The following is a 17,267-nucleotide window of genomic DNA, read 5'->3' on the forward strand; positions in this document are numbered from 1 at the left end:
ATAATTTCAGCCTGGATGACATCCATGTTCGACACTTTGCTGATTGCCAACCGCGGTGAAATCGCCTGCCGCGTGGCCGCCACCGCCCGCCGCATGGGCATCCGCACCGTCGCGGTGTATTCCGACGCCGACGCCAACGCCCGCCACGTCGCCGCCTGCGACCAGGCCGTGTACATCGGCGGCTCCGAGCCGCGCGCCAGCTACCTGCGCGCCGACGCCATCCTGCAAGCCGCGCGCGATACCGGCGCGGGCGCCATCCACCCCGGCTACGGTTTCCTGTCTGAGAACGAAGCCTTCGCCGAGGCCGCCGAGAAGGCCGGCATCGCCTTCGTCGGGCCGCCGGCCTCCGCCATCGCCGCCATGGGCAGCAAGTCCGCCGCCAAATCGCTGATGGAAAAAGCCGGCGTGCCGCTGGTGCCCGGCTACCACGGCGACAACCAGGACCCGCAATTCCTCAAGACCCAGGCCGACGCCATCGGCTACCCCGTGCTGATCAAGGCCAGCGCCGGCGGCGGCGGCAAGGGCATGCGCGTGGTCGAATCGTCCGGCGCGTTCCTCGATGCGCTGGCCTCATGCCAGCGCGAGGCCGCCTCCAGCTTCGGCGACGACCGCGTGCTGATCGAACGCTATCTGCAGAAGCCGCGCCACATCGAAATCCAGGTATTCGCGGACACGCACGGCAACTGCGTCTACCTGTTCGAACGCGATTGCTCGGTACAGCGCCGCCACCAGAAGGTGATCGAAGAGGCTCCCGCGCCCGGCATGACCGAAGAGCGCCGCCGCGCCATGGGCGAGGCCGCCGTGGCCGCCGCGCGCGCCGTGGGCTACGTGGGCGCAGGCACGGTGGAGTTCATCGCAGAACCCGACGGCCGGTTCTACTTCATGGAAATGAACACGCGCCTGCAGGTCGAGCACCCGGTCACCGAAATGATCACGGGCCACGACCTGGTCGAATGGCAGCTGCGCGTGGCCGCCGGCCAGCCGCTGCCGGCGCGCCAGGAAGACCTGCGCATCCAGGGCCACGCCATCGAGGCCCGCATCTACGCCGAGAACCCCGAGAAGGGCTTCCTGCCGTCCATCGGCACGCTGGCCTACCTGGGCCTGCCGGCGCACACCGCATTCGCCAACGGCGACATCCGGGTCGACGGCGGCGTGCGCATGGGCGACACCATCACGCCGTTCTACGACCCCATGATCGCCAAGCTGATCGTGCACGGCGCCGACCGCGACCAGGCCCGCGCCCGCATGCTGCAGGCCCTGGCCCAGACGCAGGCCGTGGGCGTGCAGACCAACGTGGCTTTCCTGTCGCGCCTGATGCAGGACAGCGCCTTCGCCGCGGCGGACCTGGACACCGGCCTGATCGAACGCCAGCGTGCCACGCTGCTGCCCGAACCCCAGGCGGCCAACGCCGCCACGCTGGCGCTGGCCTGCGCCGCGGTGCTGGTGCGCCAAGGCCTGGCGCAGCCGCAGGCTACGGGTGGCAAGCAGCCCGCCGACCCCTGGGACGCGCGCGACGGCTGGCGCCTGGGCGGCCGCTACCAACGCCAACTGCAATGGGTGGACAACGGCGAGACCCGCCACGTCACCGTCGCCCGCCAGGGCGGCGTCTGGACCCTGGACAGCGGCGCAGGCCCGCAGGCCTTCCTGTGGCGCGCCCACGCCAGCGCCAACCCCAATCTGGCCTACGGCCTGCGCATCACGCTGGACGGCCATGAAAGCGCCGGCACGGTCGTGCTGCACGCCGAAAAGGCCCACGTCTTCGGCGAAGCCGGCGTGCACGTGCTGGACCTGTACGATCCGCTGGCGCATTCGCAGGACACCCAGGGCGAACACGGCGGCGGCCTCACGGCCCCCATGCCCGGCAAGATCATCTCGATCTCGGTCAAGGCCGGCGACACCGTGGAAAAGGGCCAGCCGCTGCTGGTGATGGAAGCCATGAAGATGGAGCACACCATTTCCGCGCCCGCCGACGGCAAGGTCTCGGAAGTGTTCTACGGCGTGGGCGATCAGGTAACGGAAGGCGCCGAGCTGGTCGCCATCGGCGAGTAGCCAGGCGCGCAGTAACAAAATCGTCATCCTCCCCGCCGCCCGCGGGTGCATCATGGGCGCTCCTGCATTTTCACAGGAGTACCCATGATGAGTGCTATGCCCTCCGAATCCGCGGCGCCCCGGCTGTTCCCAACCCTGCGTTGCCGCGATGCGGACGCCATGCTGCGCTGGCTTACTGGCGTACTGGGTTTCACCGAACACGCCGTCTATCGCGACGACGGCGCGGTGCAACATGCGGAACTGGCTTATGGCAGCTCCCTTTTGATGCTGGGTCCTGACCGCGACGACGCCCATGGCAAGCTGGTAGGCGACCTGCAAGGACGCCGCACCGACGCGCTGTATTTGGCGGTGGATGATCCCGACGCCCTGCACGCGCAGGTCCAGGCGTCCGGCGCCACCATCGAAACCCCGCCCTACGACACCGCCTACGGCAGCCGTGAGTTCGCCTGCCGCGATCCGGAGGGCAACCTGTGGAGCTTCGGGACGTATTGGCCGAAGGCATAACGGCAGGCGCGGCCGGGGGCACATGAGCCGCTCTTAGTTTCCCGTCAGCGACTTCTCCCTAGAATGCGGGGGTCCGGCGCCCGTCGCGCGCCCAAAGCGCCATCCCCCAATGCCCGCCCCCGATTCCCCCAGTCCGCTTCAACGTCCCGCCTTCCTGCATTACCTGTTCGCGCGCATCGGCGCGTCGCTCGCCTTCCAGATCGTCTCCGTCGCGGTGGGCTGGCAGATCTATGCATTGAGCGGCAGCGCCCTGGACCTGGGCCTGATCGGCCTGGCGCAATTCCTGCCCATGGCGGCGCTGACCCTGGTGGTGGGCCACGTAGCCGATCGCTACGACCGCCGCAAGATCGTGGCGGTATGCATGGCGCTGGAGGCGCTGGCCACGCTGGTGCTGGCGATCGCGGCCCTGCACGGCGTGGGCGGCAAGACGCTGATCTACGCCACCATCATCATCATGAGTTCGGCCCGCGCCTTTGAAGCGCCGACCCTGGCCACGCTGATCCCGGCGGTGGTGCCGCGCGAATGGCTGCCGCGCGCGACCGCGCTGGCCTCGTCCGGCGGACAGATCGCGCAGATCGCGGGTCCTGCGCTGGGCGGCGTCGGCTACGGGCTGGGAGCAGGGTGGATCTATTGCGTGGCGGCGGCCCTGTACCTGTCCGCCTTCGCCTCCATCGCCACGCTGGTCATCGAACGCGCCCCGCCGCGCAAAGAACCGACCACCTGGCGCACGCTGTTCGCCGGCATCACCTTCATCTTCCAGCGCCGCCTGCTGCTGGGCACCTTGTCGCTGGACCTGTTCGCCGTGCTGCTGGGCGGCGCCACGGCGCTACTGCCGATCTTTGCCAAGGACATCCTGAACGCGGGCCCCTGGGCGCTGGGCGCGCTGCGCGCCGCTCCCGCTTGCGGCGCCGCGCTCATGTCCTTGACGCTGGCCCGCCTGAGCCTGGGCGAACACGTCGGCCGGCTGCTGTTCGGCGCGTTGATCGTGTTCGGGCTGGCGACCACGGTATTTGGCCTGTCGACCTCGATCCCGCTGTCCATCGGCGCGCTGGTGGTGCTGGGCGCGGCGGACGCGGTCAGCGTGGTGGTGCGCTCGTCGCTGGTGCAGCTGAACACGCCCGACCATATGCTGGGACGAGTGAGCGCGGTGAACACGCTATTCATCGGCACCTCAAATCAGCTGGGCGAATTCGAGTCCGGCGTCATGGCTGCGGCCTTCGGCGCGGTGCCCGCGGTGGTGATCGGCGGGGTCGGCACGATTGCCGTGGCGGGGTTGTGGATGCGGTGGTTTCCCGAGCTGAGGAAGCTCAGGAGCTTGCACACGCCCTGAAGCGATAAGGCGCGGCTCCTCCTGGCAGTGCCTGATAATTTTGATACAATAAGAATCATTATCATTTGATCAAGCCATGCCTACGCGCCCAGGTCACAGAACCCGGCGCCGGACATCGACAGGGGCATCATGGGGGAGCGGTTCTTCGGCGTGATCGCCGAGGCGTACAAGGCGTGGAACGTGGAGCTGGTCGGTTTCCTGAACCGCCAGCTCAAGCGTTCGCCCGAGGCTGCCCAGGACCTGGCGCAGGAGACCTTCGCCAAGTGGTTGGCGGCGCATGACGGCGCCACGCCGCCGGAGAAGCCGCGCGCCTATCTGTACGAGATCGCGCGCAACCTGCTGCGCGACCACTGGCGCCGCGAGAGCGTGCGCGACGAGCACGTGGTGGCCAGCCTGGACGACCAGGGCTTCGAACCCACGGCCGTGGGCCTGGCCGCCCCCGCCGGCCAGCAGCCCGAGGCGCGCGCCGACGCCAGCCAACGCCTGCGATTGCTGCAGGCCGCCATCGACGAGATGCCGCCGCGCCAGCGCGAGGCCTTTCTGCTTTATCGGTATGATGAGCTGCGTTGCGAGGACATCGCCGACCACATGGGAATCTCTGTGCGCGCGGTCGAAAAGCATCTGCAACTGGCGCTGGCGCACTGCAAGCGCCGTGTCCACGGCGAAACGCCATGACCCGATCCCTACCTTTGTCCGCTGTCGAAGAGGCCGCGAGCGCATGGTTCATGCGCCGCCGGGAGCGCGCGTCCGATGCCAGCGCCGAACAGGCCTTCCAGTCCTGGTTGCAAGCTTCGGCCGAGCACCGGCGAGAATACGAGCGGCTGGAGCTGGTGTGGGAAGACATGGCGGCGCTGCCGCGGCCGGACTCCGCGCGCACACATTCGCAACCCACCAGCCACGCTCAGATCCCGCCGCGCAGCCGGCCGCAGTCCCGGCCCCGCGCGTGGTCGGCACCGGCCCGCCGCCCGGCCTTCCTGCGCTGGGGCGGCGCCCTGGCCGCGACTCTGCTGATGGCGGCGGCCGCCTACCAATACGTGCCCATCAGCTACGAGACCGTCGCCAACGCATCCACCCAGACCCGCAGCCTGGACCTGCCTGACGGCACCCACCTGCATGCCAACGTCGGCACGCGCGTGAGCGTGCGCTACACGCTCGCCGAGCGCCACATCCGTGTCGACGGCGGCGAGGTCTACATCGACGCCGCGCCCGACCGCCGGCCGCTGATCGTGGCCGCGGGCGATGCGGAGCTGCGCGACATCGGCACCGAGTTCAACGTGCTGCTGCTGCCCGACGTGCTGCAGGTCGGCGTGCGCAGCGGCGAAGTCAGGCTGGACGCCCAAGGCGCCAACGCCCCCGCCGCGCAGACGCTTCAGGCCGGCGACACGGTGCTGCTGTCGCGCGCAGACGCGCGGCTCTTGCGCCGCCAGCAGGTACCCGCCAGCGAGATCGGCGCCTGGCAGGGTGGCGTGGCGGTGATGCACGACACCACCTTGCAGCAGCTGGCCGGCTATCTGGCCCTGTACCGCGACACGCCGCTGCGCTTTGCCGACGAGCGCGCCCGGGGGTTGCGCCTGTCCGGCACGCTGGATCTGCGCCAGCCCGACGCGGTCCTGGACATGCTGCCCGGCCTGCTGCCGGTGACGGTAAGCCGGCGGCCGGATGGCGTCGCGGTGATCGGCAGCCGCTGAAGACAAGAATTAAGAATTATTTTTAATTAGACAGGTTCGGGTTTTGACGGTTGGCGCGTCTTCCCCAGTTGAAGATCCACTTCCAGACTGGGGAAAGTCCATGGCGCAACGCCATTTTCATCGTCGGCTGAGCGCCGGCCGTTACGCGCTGCTGTGCGCGCTGTCCATGACTGCCGCGCTGGCAGTCCAGGCGCTGGCGCCGTCCGCGGCCCATGCGCAGAGCGCCGCCGCGCAAACCTTCGACCTGCCCGCCGGCAGCCTGGCCGACGCACTGGTGGCGCTGGGCCGCCAGGCGCAGCTGCAGGTGCTGTTCAGCCCCGACGTGGTGGCCGGCCTGAGCGCCCCCGCCGTATCCGGCTCCATGACGCCGCAGGCCGCGTTGAACCGCCTGCTGGCGCGCAGCGGTCTGGTGGCCGTGCAGAGCGGCTCCGGTTTCGTGGTGCGGCGGCCGGCCGACGCATCGTCCGCCGATGCCACCACGTTGGCGCCCGTGACGGTCACCGGCCGCGACCTCACCGTCACCGAAGGCACGGGGTCCTACACCGCCCTCGCCGTCACCATCGGCAAGAACGCGCAAAGCCTGCGCGAGATCCCGCAATCGGTCTCGGTGGTGACGCGCCAGCTGCTGGACGACCAGAACCTGACCACGCTGGACGATGCCATGCGCACCGTCACCGGCATCACGGTGGAAGCGGGCAGCATCGGCGGCAACCATGGCAACTTCTACTCGCGCGGCTATGCGCTGGACACGATCCAGGTCGACGGCGTGAACACGCCGGCCAGCACCGGCAACGACCTGTCCTCGGGCTTCGGACTGGCCATCTACGATCACATCGAAGTGCTGCGCGGACCTTCGGGCCTGTACCAGGGCGCGGGCGATCCCGGCGGCACGGTGAACCTGGTGCGCAAGCGCGCGCAGAAGGAATTCGCCTTCAGCGGCCAGGTCATGACGGGATCGTGGGACCGCTATTACACCGAGGCCGACATCACCGGTCCCTTGGACAGCGATGGGCGCCTGCGCGGCCGCCTGGTGGCGTCCTATGACGACCGCAAATCCTTCGTCGACGGCGTGTACACCGAGAAGCCGCTGTTCTACGGCACCCTGAGCTTCGACCTGACGCCCGACACCGTCCTGACCGCCGGCGCCACGTACCAGCAATACAAGGGCCGCCCGTTCTTCGGCCTGCCCGGCTATACCGACGGCCGCTTGCTGGACGTGCGCCGCTCCACCAACCTGGATCCCAGCTGGAACCACATCACCGAGGAAGTCACCGAGTACTTCGCCGACGTGGACCACCGCCTGGCCAACGGCGGCCGCATCAAGGTGAGCGGCATCTACCGCGAACAGGATGAGCCCAGCCGCGAATTCGGCTGGTCCGATTGCGCGGTGGACCCGATCACCGGCGACACCTGCCTCATCAGCTGGAAGTACCGCAGCCACTGGAAGACCTACGGCCTGGACGCCTTCGTGGCCACGCCCTTCGAAGCCTTCGGCCGCCAGCACGAGCTGACCGTGGGCGCCGACTACCGCAACGTCCACAAGAACTTCCGCTACGGCGGCGGCGACAACGCCGACACCAACCTCTACCACCCCAACAACAACATCCCCAAGCCGGACTACCAGTACACCAACGGCAACGACAGCAAGACCGACCAGTACGGCCTGTATGCGCGCACCAATCTGCGCGTGACCGACGCGGCCACCCTCATCGCCGGCGGACGCTTCACCTGGTGGGAAAACCGCACGCAGAACCGCAACGCCTACTTCAACCAGTTCACCAACACCAGCGACAAGATCAACGGCAAGTTCACGCCCTATCTGGGCTTGGTGGTGGACCTGAACGAACAGTTGTCGGCCTACGCCAGCTACACCAGCATCTTCACGCCGCAGACCGTCACCGACGTCAACGGCCAACTGCTGGACCCGCGCACCGGCAAGCAATTCGAGATCGGCCTGAAGGGCGAATTCCTGGACAAGCGCCTGAACGGCCACGCCGCGCTGTTCCGCATGGAAGACGAGAACCGCTCGATGACCGACCCGGACAATCCGCTGTTCTCCATGGCCGCGGGCAAGATGCGCAGCCAGGGCTTCGAGGCGGAAATCAGCGGCAGCCCCGCGCCGGGCTGGGACATCACCGCCGGCTACGCCTACACCACCACCAAGACCCTGAAGGGCACGGAAGAGCAGAAGTCGCAGCAATACGCCTTCATCACGCCGCGCCACACCTTCAACCTGTGGAGCAAGTACACCTTCGCCACCGGCACGCTGGAAGGCCTGTCGCTGGGCGCGGGCGTACGCAGCGTCAGCAGCATGTACCGCCTGAACGGTCCGGTGAAATTCGAGCAGCGCCCGTACACCACCGTCTCCGCGCAAGCCGGCTACCGCTTCAACAAGCACCTGGAAGGCACGCTGACGGTGAACAACCTGTTCGACAAGGTCTATTACCAGCGCGTGTGGGCGGCGTATGGATCGAACTACTACGGCGAGCCGCGCAGCGTGATGCTGAATCTGCGGGCGACGTACTGAGAGAACGCGCCGCGCGAAACCCATCCCCGTGCTGCAACGGGCGATGAGTTTCGCGCGTTGCAGGACAGTTCTGTCCGCCACGTCTTTCTTGCGCCACACCCATCCTCCAATCCCCGAGCAAAACGCCGATTCCGTGGCAGACTAGCCACAGGCGCTCCATGCATTGCAGTCCGACACAATTGGCAAATTGTTGTCCGACGCGGATTGCGACGGGCGATTAGGATGGCGCCGCACAGACAGAGACAGGCGATCACAAGGCTTTCCCGCCTGAGGCCGACAAGAAGATGTCCGACACATGAAAACCATTCAGAAAACCCGCCCCCGTAGCCGTTTGCTCCGCACCGCCATGGCCGGCCTGCTGACGTCCACCTTGGCCGCGCTGTTCAGCCCCGCAGCAACCGCCGCCGAATCCGCCGGCGCCGCCGCGCTGCCGCCCACCGCCCAGGCCGCCGCCATCGCGCCGCCCGATGTGGCTACGGTGATGTATTCCATCTACCAGATCGACGGCAAGGGCGCCGACTCCTACGAAGTCGCCAACGGCAGCATCGCCACCTTCTGGTTCGGCCACGCCTTCGAACTGGGCGGCACGCGCTACTACACCGGCTTCACCTGGGACACACGCGAACGCTACGGCAAGCCCGGCGAAGACGAAGTCGGCCCCGGCGTCCAGGTCAACCTGGCCGAAGCCACGTTCACGCAAACCGGCTCCACACCCGACCGCCCCTGGCAATTCCGCGGCATGAAGCATTCCGTCGGCGAATTCGGCGCCTATGAAAAGCCGGAAGACGTGGACACCCGCCGCAAGCCGGTGGAATACCGCACGCCCTCCGGCAAGCTGCTGCTGGCCGTACCCACCGAAGGCTTCGACAACGGCATCAGCTTCAGCGGCTATGCGCTGCTGGTCTTCAATCCGGCGGGCCCGGACGAAGGCGCGGGTTGGACCTACGTAGGCAGCATCAATACCGGCGAAGACAACAGCGCGGCCTGCGCCGAAGGCGACGTCATGCCCTGCGTGGCCAACTCGGGCGAACTGGTCTTCTCGGCGCACGGCGGCAGCGACATGCCGCGCGTGACCGTCAAGCGCAGCGGCACGGAAATCTCCGGACCGGACAAGACCCGCCAGCTGGGCGCGGGCGATGCCGTCATCTACGCCTACGACACGGCCAGCAAGAAGTACGCGGAGAAGTAAGGCCGGCGTCGATGGCGGCTGGGCACGCAAGCCGGCTTGCCAACGGCTGCGATGCCCGCGCGGTTTGTGCTGCTACGTAAGATTCAAACCGCCATCGGAGAGCAGGATCTCGCCGGTCAGATAGTCCGACGCGGCCAGCATGGCGACCGCCTGCGCGATATCCTCCGGACTGGCCGCGCGGCGCATCGGCGCCTTGTCGCGCCACAATGCCTGGGCCTGCGTCCAATCGGCCGTCATCGGCGTATCCACCAGACCGGGCGCAACCGCATTCACCCTGATATGCGGCGCCAGCGAAAGCGCGAGCAAGCGCGTCACATGATTGAGCGCCGCCTTGGTTGCCGCATAAGGAATGGACGCGCCTTTGGGCCGCACGCCCGCGTGCGAACTCACGTTGACCACGCAAGCAGGCCGGCCATGCGCCGCCGCCGCTTGCAGCGCGGCCTGCGCCTCGGCCACCAGGCGAAACGGCGCCACCACGTTGACCTCATGCAATTCATGCCAGATGTCCGGCGTGGCCGCGGCCAGGTCCGCATGAGGAATGACACAGCTGATTCCGGCGTTGTTGACCAGCAAGTCCAGCCGCCCCCATGCCGCGACGGCCTCCCGAACCAATCGGACCCGGTCGGCATCGTTCGCCAGATCCGCCTGCACGTAGACAGCGTCGCCCAGCTCGCGCGCCAGGGCATGGCCGGCTTCGGCGGAACGGCGTGAATGCACGACCACCGCATAGCCGTCCCGCGACAGGCGGCGGGCAATGGCCTCGCCTATGCCGGAGGTAGAACCCGTAATCAGGGCGACGGGACGCGTGGATTGCAGATTGGACATCGATGAATCTCTTGCTCTGGAATGTGCCGCATGCGGCGGCGAGGCTACAACTTAACACCGTGATGAAAGCCCCAACCTGAGAGGCAAGATTCAGGCTGCCGCGCCGCCGTCCTCGCGCGACGCTTCCAACTCTTCGGACACCCACTCGCAGAACGCGCGCGTCAGCGGATCGTCCTGGCTGTCCCGATGCACCAGCCAGGCCCACTTCGGGCCGCGCACGGTCTGCTCCGTCAACGCCGCCAACGCGCCGTCGCGGCGCGAGCGCTCGGCCAGCAGGCTACTGACCAGCGCCATGCCCAGGCCTTCGCGCGCCGCATCCAGCAACAGGCCGGGGTCGGAAAAATTCATGCCCTGGCCATGCTGGCCCACGTCGGTTCCGCCCTGCGTTTCCCAATGGCTCCAATCCATCTCGCGCTCGCCATGCAGCGTGGCGCGCGTGTCCGCCGCCAGCAGGCGCGGATGGCAGGCTGGGTACATACGGTCCTCGACCAGCACGCGGAACGCGCAATCGGCTTGCGGACCCAGATCGTCGCGCAGCGCGATATCGATGGTCTGCTTGGCCATGTCCGGCGCGGCATCGCTGGTGTACAGCCACAGATCCGCCTCGGGATGCAGGGTGCGGAAGGCTTCCAGCCTGGGCAGCAGCCAGTGCCGCGAAAACGCCGGGCTGGTGTTCACGATCAACTGATTCGGCTTGCGGTACTGGTCCAGCCTGCGTATGCCGGCCGCCAACTGCTGCAACATCGCCTGCGTCGTGCCCAGCAGATCCCAGCCCGCATCGGTCAGCGACACCGCGCGCCCCTGACGGAAGAACAGCGGCTGGCCCAGATAGTCCTCCAGGCTGCGCACCTGCTGGCTGATCGCCGACTGGGTCAGGTGCAGCTCGTCGGCCGCCTTGTGGAAACTGCCGAGGCGGGCGGCCGCCTCGAAGCCGCGCAGCACGTTCAGGGGAGGCCATTGCTTGAGCATATCGATAAGCCCTGCTAATCATAATTCCGCTAAATATATCGCTAGTCCACGCGACCAGGCGGGAAATACACTGCAATTCAAGCGGTGCGCACCGTAGCCTCCAACATAACCGTTTTTTATCGATCATCCCGAATTCCAGGAGCCCGACGTGCCCACCCGCCGCCAACTCATCCAACACACCGCCACGCTCATGGGCGTCCACGCCGCCGCCTCGCTGGGCCTGGGTCTGCTCGCCTCCGGCGCGCGGGCGGCGCAAGCGCCCCGGTGGCACATGCCTGACGAGGGCGCCCCCCAGGCCCGCGCCTTCATCGCCTTCGGCGCCCAGGACGCCATCTGGGAAGACTTCACCGCCGACGTCCAGGCCGCGCTTGGCCGCATCGCCCGCGCCATCGCCGCGCACCAGCCCGTCACCGTGTTCTGCCGCAGCCGCGAACGCAGCCTGGCCGAACGCCATTGCGGCGCGGACAACGTGAGCTTCGTCGAAACCCGCCTGGACGACATCTGGATGCGCGACATCGGCGCCAACTTCGTGCTCGACGGGCGGGGCGCGGTCACCGGCGTGGACTTCAACTTCAACGGTTGGGGCAACAAGCAGCGCCATGCAGCCGACGCCAAGATCGCCGCTGAAACCACCGAGATCACTGACACGGAATACCTGCAAAGCGAACTGGTCGGCGAAGGCGGCGGCATCGAAGTCGACGGCCGCGGCACCGGCATCATGACCGAAAGCAGCTGGATCAACGCCAACCGCAATCCCGGCTGGAGCAAGGCAGAGGTCGAGGAGGAGCTGAAGCGCTGCCTGGGCCTGCGCAAGATCATCTGGCTGCCCGGCATCAAGGGTAAGGACATCACCGATGCCCACGTCGATTTCTACGCCCGCTTCGCGCGGCCAGGCGTCGTCGTCGCCAACCTCGACATGGATCCCGACTCCTACGACTACGCGCTGACCCGCAAGCACCTGGAGATCCTGCGGCGCGCAACGGATGCCGACGGCAAGCCGCTGGAAATCCACACCGTGAGTCCGCCGCTCAATCCGCGGGATAGCAAGTTCCTGCGCGACAACCCCGACTTCGCGGCCGGCTATATCAACTATTTCGTCATCAACAGCGCGGTCATCGCGCCGGAATTCGGCGATGCGGAGGCGGACGCGAAGGCGCGCGATCTTTTGGCCCGGCTGTATCCGGGCCGCAAGGTCGTGCAGTTGGATATCGACGCCATTGCGTCAGGCGGCGGCGGGATTCATTGCGTGACGAATCAGTTGCCGATGGTGTAATTCCCGGGCTCGCGCAAGGGATCGCGCGGCGCCAGAACCTCCACCCGCTTTCCATGCGCAGTTATGCCATGGCCGCCGTGGTAGAGTCGTTCGTCCTTCCTGTCGCACCCCATCACCTCGCCAAGCGTCACACCATTGCGGGCCGCCCAGGCAGCAGGCCGACCCGCAAGGCGCGCATGGCAAACCCTTTGCGGAGCGGAGCATGAACACCCAGACCCTGGCCATCATTCCGGCGCGTACCGCCTTGCTGGTCATGCACTACCAGACCGACATCATGGAACTGTTCCCATCGGTCGCCCCCGCCTTGCTCGGCGACACGCGGCAACTGTGCGACGCCGCGCGGCGCGCCGGCGTCAGCGTCTATTTCGCCAAGATCCATTTCAGCCCTGGCTATCCTGAAGTCAGCCCCTTGAACAAGAACGGGCAGGGCATCAAGCAACTGGGACTTTTCGTCCACGATCGCATCTCGCCAGAGCTCGACCGCCGCGAAGACGAGCCCATCATCCTCGCCCACCGCGCCAGCGTGTTCTTCGGCACCGACCTGCAAGTGCGGCTTTCCGCGCAAGGCATAGACACGCTGATCATGGTCGGCGTCGCCTCCACCGGCGTGATGCTGTCATCGATTGCGCATGCCAGCGATGCGGACTATCGCCTGCTGACGGTCAAGGACTGCTGCTACGACCCGGACCCGATCGTGCATGAACATCTGTTCGCAACCGCCTTTGCATCGCGCACCACCGTGCTGTCGCTGGACGATGCCTTGTCCTTGCTGGCCTAGCGGCCTGCCGGAAGAATGCCTGCCTCCATGATCCCGAAGAGGTCACCCTCGCTGCCCATCATGTCTTTTCGAACGATTCCTGCAGAACCTTACGCGCCGCGCCGCATGGCGTTCATCGAGCAATGGCGCGAAGACGGTCTGGCCATCAAGGCCTACGCGATACAACGCAATCCCGATCCCACGGTTGCGCTGCTCTCCGCTGAAGTAGCCGCAGCCGCCCGCAAGACCGCAATGGCCACGTTGCAAGACGCCGCCCGCGACCCGCGCGCTACGGGCCTGGGCTTCTGCATCGTGCACGTGGGCGAGGAAGCCGTCTGGCTGCTGGCGGACTGGTGGATATCCGGCGGCATCCTGTGCCAGCAGATGTACTCGGCGCCGTTGGAGCGACCTGAGCAATTCGAGCCCGTGCAAGGGCCGTTCATTGCCTGCGTGTGGGAGCTGGAAGTGACCGCGCATGAGCGCGGCGCGTGGATGCGGCATGTATTGCGCAATGAACCAGATACCGTCGCCTATTTGGCAGATGTGCTGCCCACCGGAAGTTATTGAGATAGCCGTCAACGGCGGTAGTCTACGGCCCTCAATGTCCGGCAGCGCGCGACACGCCATGCAGGCGCCGGCGCGAGCGCTTTAGCGCCTCGGCGACGAACACATGACAGCCCGATGCTTGTCGATGTACGCCTGCGCCTGCTTCGACATCCAGTTGTGCGCGTCTACCGACACTTGCGCGATCTCGTCGGACGCCAGATCGCCAAAGTAGTAGGCGATCTTCCGCCCCAACTTCTGCTCATCGTTCAGCGTATGCACGTCGGAATCCTCGACCGGTCCCTTGCGTTGATACGCCTGCAATGCCTGTAGCCCCTGATTCACCCGTTCTTCGAACACATCCTCTGCCATCGCGTCGATTGACTCTTGCGGCACGGCAAACCAGTAGGCCAGCTGCACAGTATTGCCCGCCTTATCCAGCCAGGTAGCCACCTCGTACCATTGCTGGATCTGCTCGTCCTTCAACGGCAACTCCGTCGGCAGTGACTCGAACAATGCCGCCTTGGCAGCATCAACCTGCGCGAAAGCCTTGACCACCGGACCCAGCTGACCAGCCTTGGCCAGCGTCTCCTTCATCGCCAGCAACACCGCCAGATTCAACTGGCCGCTGCTCACGTCCACGGAATTCTCCAGGTACTGACTCAGGATCGTGCCCACATCCCTCACATTGCGTAGCGGCAGCGTATTGGCGCTGGTCAGCCAGCGCAGGGAGCGCTGATATTCCGCCTCGGTCAACTGGTCTGCTGCCCACAGCTTCGTCGTGCTGGCCATCGCGCTGGCTGGGCCCGAATCCTGGAGATAGCGGCGATAAGCCCCGCCCACGGTCTCGGCGTAAGCCCGATAGTTGGGATCCAGCAACCGTTCCCCGCCAGGCTTCGCGCAGCGTGTGTACAAAACCGCACGCTGCAACTTCGGTTCAACGGCAATCAGAACCGCGTACCGTTCGCGCCAGGCGGCGTAGACGGGGCTCGAACTCTCAGCCGCGGCCAGAAGCTGCTGCTGCCGCGGTGTCATGGCGGGTGTCGCGGCTTGTGCCAGCATGGGCCACGCCAACGCCATCACGGTCCCCAAACACCATCTACCGACCCGGAGCTTCATCAGATTCCTCGCGCATTCTGTTTGATCGAAGCGTGAGTTTAGGTGCTGGATGCCCGAACCAATTGGAGGAATTACGGCCATACACATCGACACGGAGCCCGGATGGAGCAAGGCCAGACGGCAATCCCTGCGACTGCATCCAGCTCGTGCACGTGAGCGAAGAAGCCGTCTGGCGGCTGGCAGACTAGTGGATATCCGGCGGCGTCCTGCGCCAACAGATGTACTCCGCGCCGTTGGATCAGCCCGAACAGTTTCAGCCCGTGCAGGGGCCGTTCATTGCATTATTGAGACGGCCTCGAACAGCGCAGCGCTTATTTCCTGAGATAGGACTTCTTGCCGCTATCGGTGTAGCAAAACGTTCCGCCCCGCGGCCCGGTGCAGTATTGGCCATCACGGCAGCTACATGCGCCATTCGAGCCGGAAGCCGAGGGCTTGGAAACAAGGGGCTGTGCGCTGGAATCCGGACTTGAGCACACGCGTTTCGATGCGCTGATCGAACCGTCGCGGCACAGAAACTGTTCTCCGACGCAACGCTCCACGCCGCCCTTCTTTCCTGAGCAGGGATAGTTCGCCGCATGGGCCGTCGCGGCAAACAGCAGGGCCGCCAACAACAGACCAAGACGCATCGTTGTTCCCATTGCAAGTAGGCAAGAACAGCGGCGGGAGCGGACTGCGATCAGCCCGTGCAACGGCCTTCGGCCGCCAGGTTCACTTCGGACTTGGAGATCACCCGCTGACCTTCCTCTTCCGTCACCTGCTCCACGCCGGCGCCGCCCACGAATACGCCCATCTTGATGAATTGGCGCACGAAGTAATTCTTGCCCGCCTCCATCATTACCATGAGGTCGTTCGGCGAAAACTCCGACTCGGTGGAAACTTTGTGCTGCTCGTTGCCGGCGACCTGCGTGTAGAAGAACACGCGGTCGGCGGTTTCACCCAGGCACTTGCCGTTGACGTACACGTCCTTCTTCAACGCCTTACCCACGAAGCTATCCCGGTAGACATACAGGCCGGACTTTCCTTCGTCCGGCGCCGGGAACGATTTGGCCTGCTTGTTTTGTTCCGCTGGCGCCATCGGCACATTGGCGCAACCCGCGATCGTCATCACGCAAGCGGCAGCGGCCGCCAACTTCAACATCTTTTTATTCATGTGATTCATCTTCTTCAGCTTAGTTATCTGCCGCTTCCTGCCCTCCGCAGGGGAACGGGTAAATGTATCCAAGAGATTCTAATAATGTCACATGAATACCAAATAAGCTATCTCGCAGTAGGAAATGCTGCTATTCCGGGATTAGAACTGGCAGACTACGAGTCCCCGGCGACATCGCAGCCTGACATCTCCCTCGCCCATGAATAGAACCGAAGGCGCAACCTTCCTGATGGCCTACGACAAGGGCAGCTCGCACTTCAGCGATCTGCACTTCCACGACTGCACCTTCGACAACTGCGCGCTGTCCATGGTCAAGATCCCACAGCGCATGTCGCGCGTGCAGAACGTGCGCCTCTCGAAATGCCGCGCCGTCAACTCGATGATCCAGCCCTGCATGTTTGAAGACGTGCTGATCGAGGACTTATCCACCAATCCCATCCTGCTGGTGTGGGCCTCGTTCTTTCGCCGGGTCAAACTGGTGAGCAAGATCGGCAAGCTCAATCTCAACCTGACGCCCACCGCGTTCTGCAAGGACGAGCGCCTCCTCGATCAGTTCGCATCCGCGCGCGCCGCCTTCTATGCAGAGACGGATTGGGCCTTGGACATCAGCGAAGCCAAGCTGCTGGGCCTGCGTTGCGAAGGCGTGCCGCTGCACCTGATCCGGCGCGATCCGCAGACGCAGGTCATCGTGGACAAACAGGGGCGCTATCCGGGGTATGAGGCGCTGGGAGCAGATTTCATTCAAGCCTTCCCGGGCATCGCCAGCGTGCTGCAGAGCTTTGACGAATCACCCGACCATTCCAAGCTGCTGACCGCCTCGCTGGCCGCGCCCAAGGCGCGGCGGGAGGAGGAGAAGGGCGCGATCGCGGAACTCAGGACCTTGGGGTTCGTGGAAGAAGGTTCAGCGTAGTTCTGCGCGCAAGCCGGTCAGGGCGTTACCGGAAATACGGCGCAAGCCAAAACCACGCCACAACACTTATCCCCAGCCATAGCGTCACGACCATCACCACGCCTGCCACACTGCGCGGCTTCTTGCCCTGCGACTGCATCCAGCCATCCGCCTGAACCCTGCATTCCTGCAGCACATCGGGCGGCAACAGCTTGATGGCCAGCCAGATCAGGCCGGGCAATAACAGCACGTCATCGACGTAACCCAGCACGGGAATGAAGTCGGGAATCAGGTCGATGGGGCTGAGCGCATAGGCCACCACGAACAGACCCAGCGCCTTGGCGTACCAGGGCGTGCGGGCATGCCTGCCGGCAAACCAGAGCGTCAGGCCGTCGCGTTTGATGCGCTTGGCCCAGGCTTTCAGGCGATCACTGAGGTTCATGCTTGTAGTCTGA

Annotated in this window: 16 protein-coding genes; 11 read left to right on the forward strand and 5 right to left on the reverse strand. The window is 65.7% G+C overall.

Annotated elements, in window-relative coordinates; translation table 11 throughout:
- Positions 1–24: 24 nt before the first annotated feature.
- The 7 genes from ACZ5YA_RS21950 to ACZ5YA_RS21980 all read left to right on the forward strand — a co-directional run bounded on the left by ACZ5YA_RS21950 (position 25) and on the right by ACZ5YA_RS21980 (position 9,287).
- Positions 25–2,049 (forward strand): acetyl/propionyl/methylcrotonyl-CoA carboxylase subunit alpha, encoded by a 2,025-nt coding sequence (locus ACZ5YA_RS21950; RefSeq protein WP_118934051.1) that lies wholly within the window; start codon positions 25–27, stop codon positions 2,047–2,049.
- A gap of 84 nt (positions 2,050–2,133) precedes the next feature.
- Positions 2,134–2,553 carry a VOC family protein gene (locus ACZ5YA_RS21955; RefSeq protein ID WP_118934050.1) on the forward strand — a complete coding sequence of 140 codons (420 nt, stop codon included), beginning with the start codon at positions 2,134–2,136 and terminating at the stop codon, positions 2,551–2,553.
- A 109-nt stretch (positions 2,554–2,662) separates the two neighbouring features.
- Positions 2,663–3,883 (forward strand): MFS transporter, encoded by a 1,221-nt coding sequence (locus ACZ5YA_RS21960; RefSeq protein WP_306634827.1) that lies wholly within the window; start codon positions 2,663–2,665, stop codon positions 3,881–3,883.
- Between the two features lie 129 nt (positions 3,884–4,012).
- On the forward strand, positions 4,013–4,558 hold the full coding sequence (locus ACZ5YA_RS21965; RefSeq protein ID WP_118934048.1) for an RNA polymerase sigma factor: 546 nt from the start codon (positions 4,013–4,015) through the stop codon (positions 4,556–4,558).
- Complete coding sequence (locus tag ACZ5YA_RS21970) at positions 4,555–5,571, forward strand: FecR family protein (RefSeq protein WP_306634825.1); 1,017 nt, start codon at positions 4,555–4,557, stop codon at positions 5,569–5,571. The genes ACZ5YA_RS21965 and ACZ5YA_RS21970 overlap by 4 nt, the downstream gene beginning before the upstream one ends.
- A 100-nt stretch (positions 5,572–5,671) precedes the next feature.
- Positions 5,672–8,098, forward strand: coding sequence for a TonB-dependent siderophore receptor (locus ACZ5YA_RS21975; protein ID WP_464091228.1), 2,427 nt, complete (start codon positions 5,672–5,674; stop codon positions 8,096–8,098).
- A 295-nt stretch (positions 8,099–8,393) separates the two neighbouring features.
- Positions 8,394–9,287: a hypothetical protein gene (locus ACZ5YA_RS21980; protein WP_464091229.1), complete on the forward strand. Its 894-nt coding sequence runs from the start codon at positions 8,394–8,396 to the stop codon at positions 9,285–9,287.
- Between the two features lie 72 nt (positions 9,288–9,359).
- On the opposite strand, the gene ACZ5YA_RS21985 is transcribed toward ACZ5YA_RS21980, so the two are convergent.
- The gene (locus tag ACZ5YA_RS21985) at positions 9,360–10,112 is read right to left on the reverse strand and encodes an SDR family NAD(P)-dependent oxidoreductase (RefSeq protein ID WP_464091230.1); all 753 of its coding nucleotides are present in this window, start codon (positions 10,110–10,112) and stop codon (positions 9,360–9,362) included.
- Positions 10,113–10,202: 90 nt separating this feature from the next.
- Positions 10,203–11,081, reverse strand: a complete 879-nt coding sequence (locus ACZ5YA_RS21990; RefSeq protein ID WP_059376583.1) for a LysR family transcriptional regulator — start codon at positions 11,079–11,081, stop codon at positions 10,203–10,205.
- A 148-nt stretch (positions 11,082–11,229) separates the two neighbouring features.
- On the opposite strand from ACZ5YA_RS21990, the gene ACZ5YA_RS21995 reads away from it, so the two are divergent.
- The 3 genes from ACZ5YA_RS21995 to ACZ5YA_RS22005 all read left to right on the forward strand — a co-directional run bounded on the left by ACZ5YA_RS21995 (position 11,230) and on the right by ACZ5YA_RS22005 (position 13,678).
- Positions 11,230–12,354: an agmatine deiminase family protein gene (locus tag ACZ5YA_RS21995; protein ID WP_464091231.1), complete on the forward strand. Its 1,125-nt coding sequence runs from the start codon at positions 11,230–11,232 to the stop codon at positions 12,352–12,354.
- Between the two features lie 202 nt (positions 12,355–12,556).
- Positions 12,557–13,132, forward strand: a complete 576-nt coding sequence (locus tag ACZ5YA_RS22000; protein WP_118934042.1) for a cysteine hydrolase family protein — start codon at positions 12,557–12,559, stop codon at positions 13,130–13,132.
- Between the two features lie 60 nt (positions 13,133–13,192).
- Complete coding sequence (locus tag ACZ5YA_RS22005) at positions 13,193–13,678, forward strand: hypothetical protein (protein ID WP_223283441.1); 486 nt, start codon at positions 13,193–13,195, stop codon at positions 13,676–13,678.
- Between the two features lie 81 nt (positions 13,679–13,759).
- Here the strand turns inward: ACZ5YA_RS22005 and ACZ5YA_RS22010 are convergent, their stop codons facing one another.
- A complete protein-coding gene (locus tag ACZ5YA_RS22010) occupies positions 13,760–14,716 on the reverse strand; it encodes a hypothetical protein (protein ID WP_124260399.1) in 957 nt (318 codons plus the stop codon).
- A 733-nt stretch (positions 14,717–15,449) separates the two neighbouring features.
- Positions 15,450–15,923 (reverse strand): DUF2846 domain-containing protein, encoded by a 474-nt coding sequence (locus ACZ5YA_RS22015; protein WP_251878450.1) that lies wholly within the window; start codon positions 15,921–15,923, stop codon positions 15,450–15,452.
- 199 nt (positions 15,924–16,122) lie between these two features.
- On the opposite strand from ACZ5YA_RS22015, the gene ACZ5YA_RS22020 reads away from it, so the two are divergent.
- Positions 16,123–16,833 (forward strand): hypothetical protein, encoded by a 711-nt coding sequence (locus ACZ5YA_RS22020; protein WP_464091232.1) that lies wholly within the window; start codon positions 16,123–16,125, stop codon positions 16,831–16,833.
- Positions 16,834–16,858: 25 nt separating this feature from the next.
- Here ACZ5YA_RS22020 and ACZ5YA_RS22025 read toward each other — a convergent pair whose 3' ends face one another.
- Positions 16,859–17,254: a YkvA family protein gene (locus ACZ5YA_RS22025; RefSeq protein ID WP_464091233.1), complete on the reverse strand. Its 396-nt coding sequence runs from the start codon at positions 17,252–17,254 to the stop codon at positions 16,859–16,861.
- Positions 17,255–17,267: the final 13 nt, after the last annotated feature.

Source organism: Achromobacter sp. JCM 18799 (genome assembly GCF_055395645.1).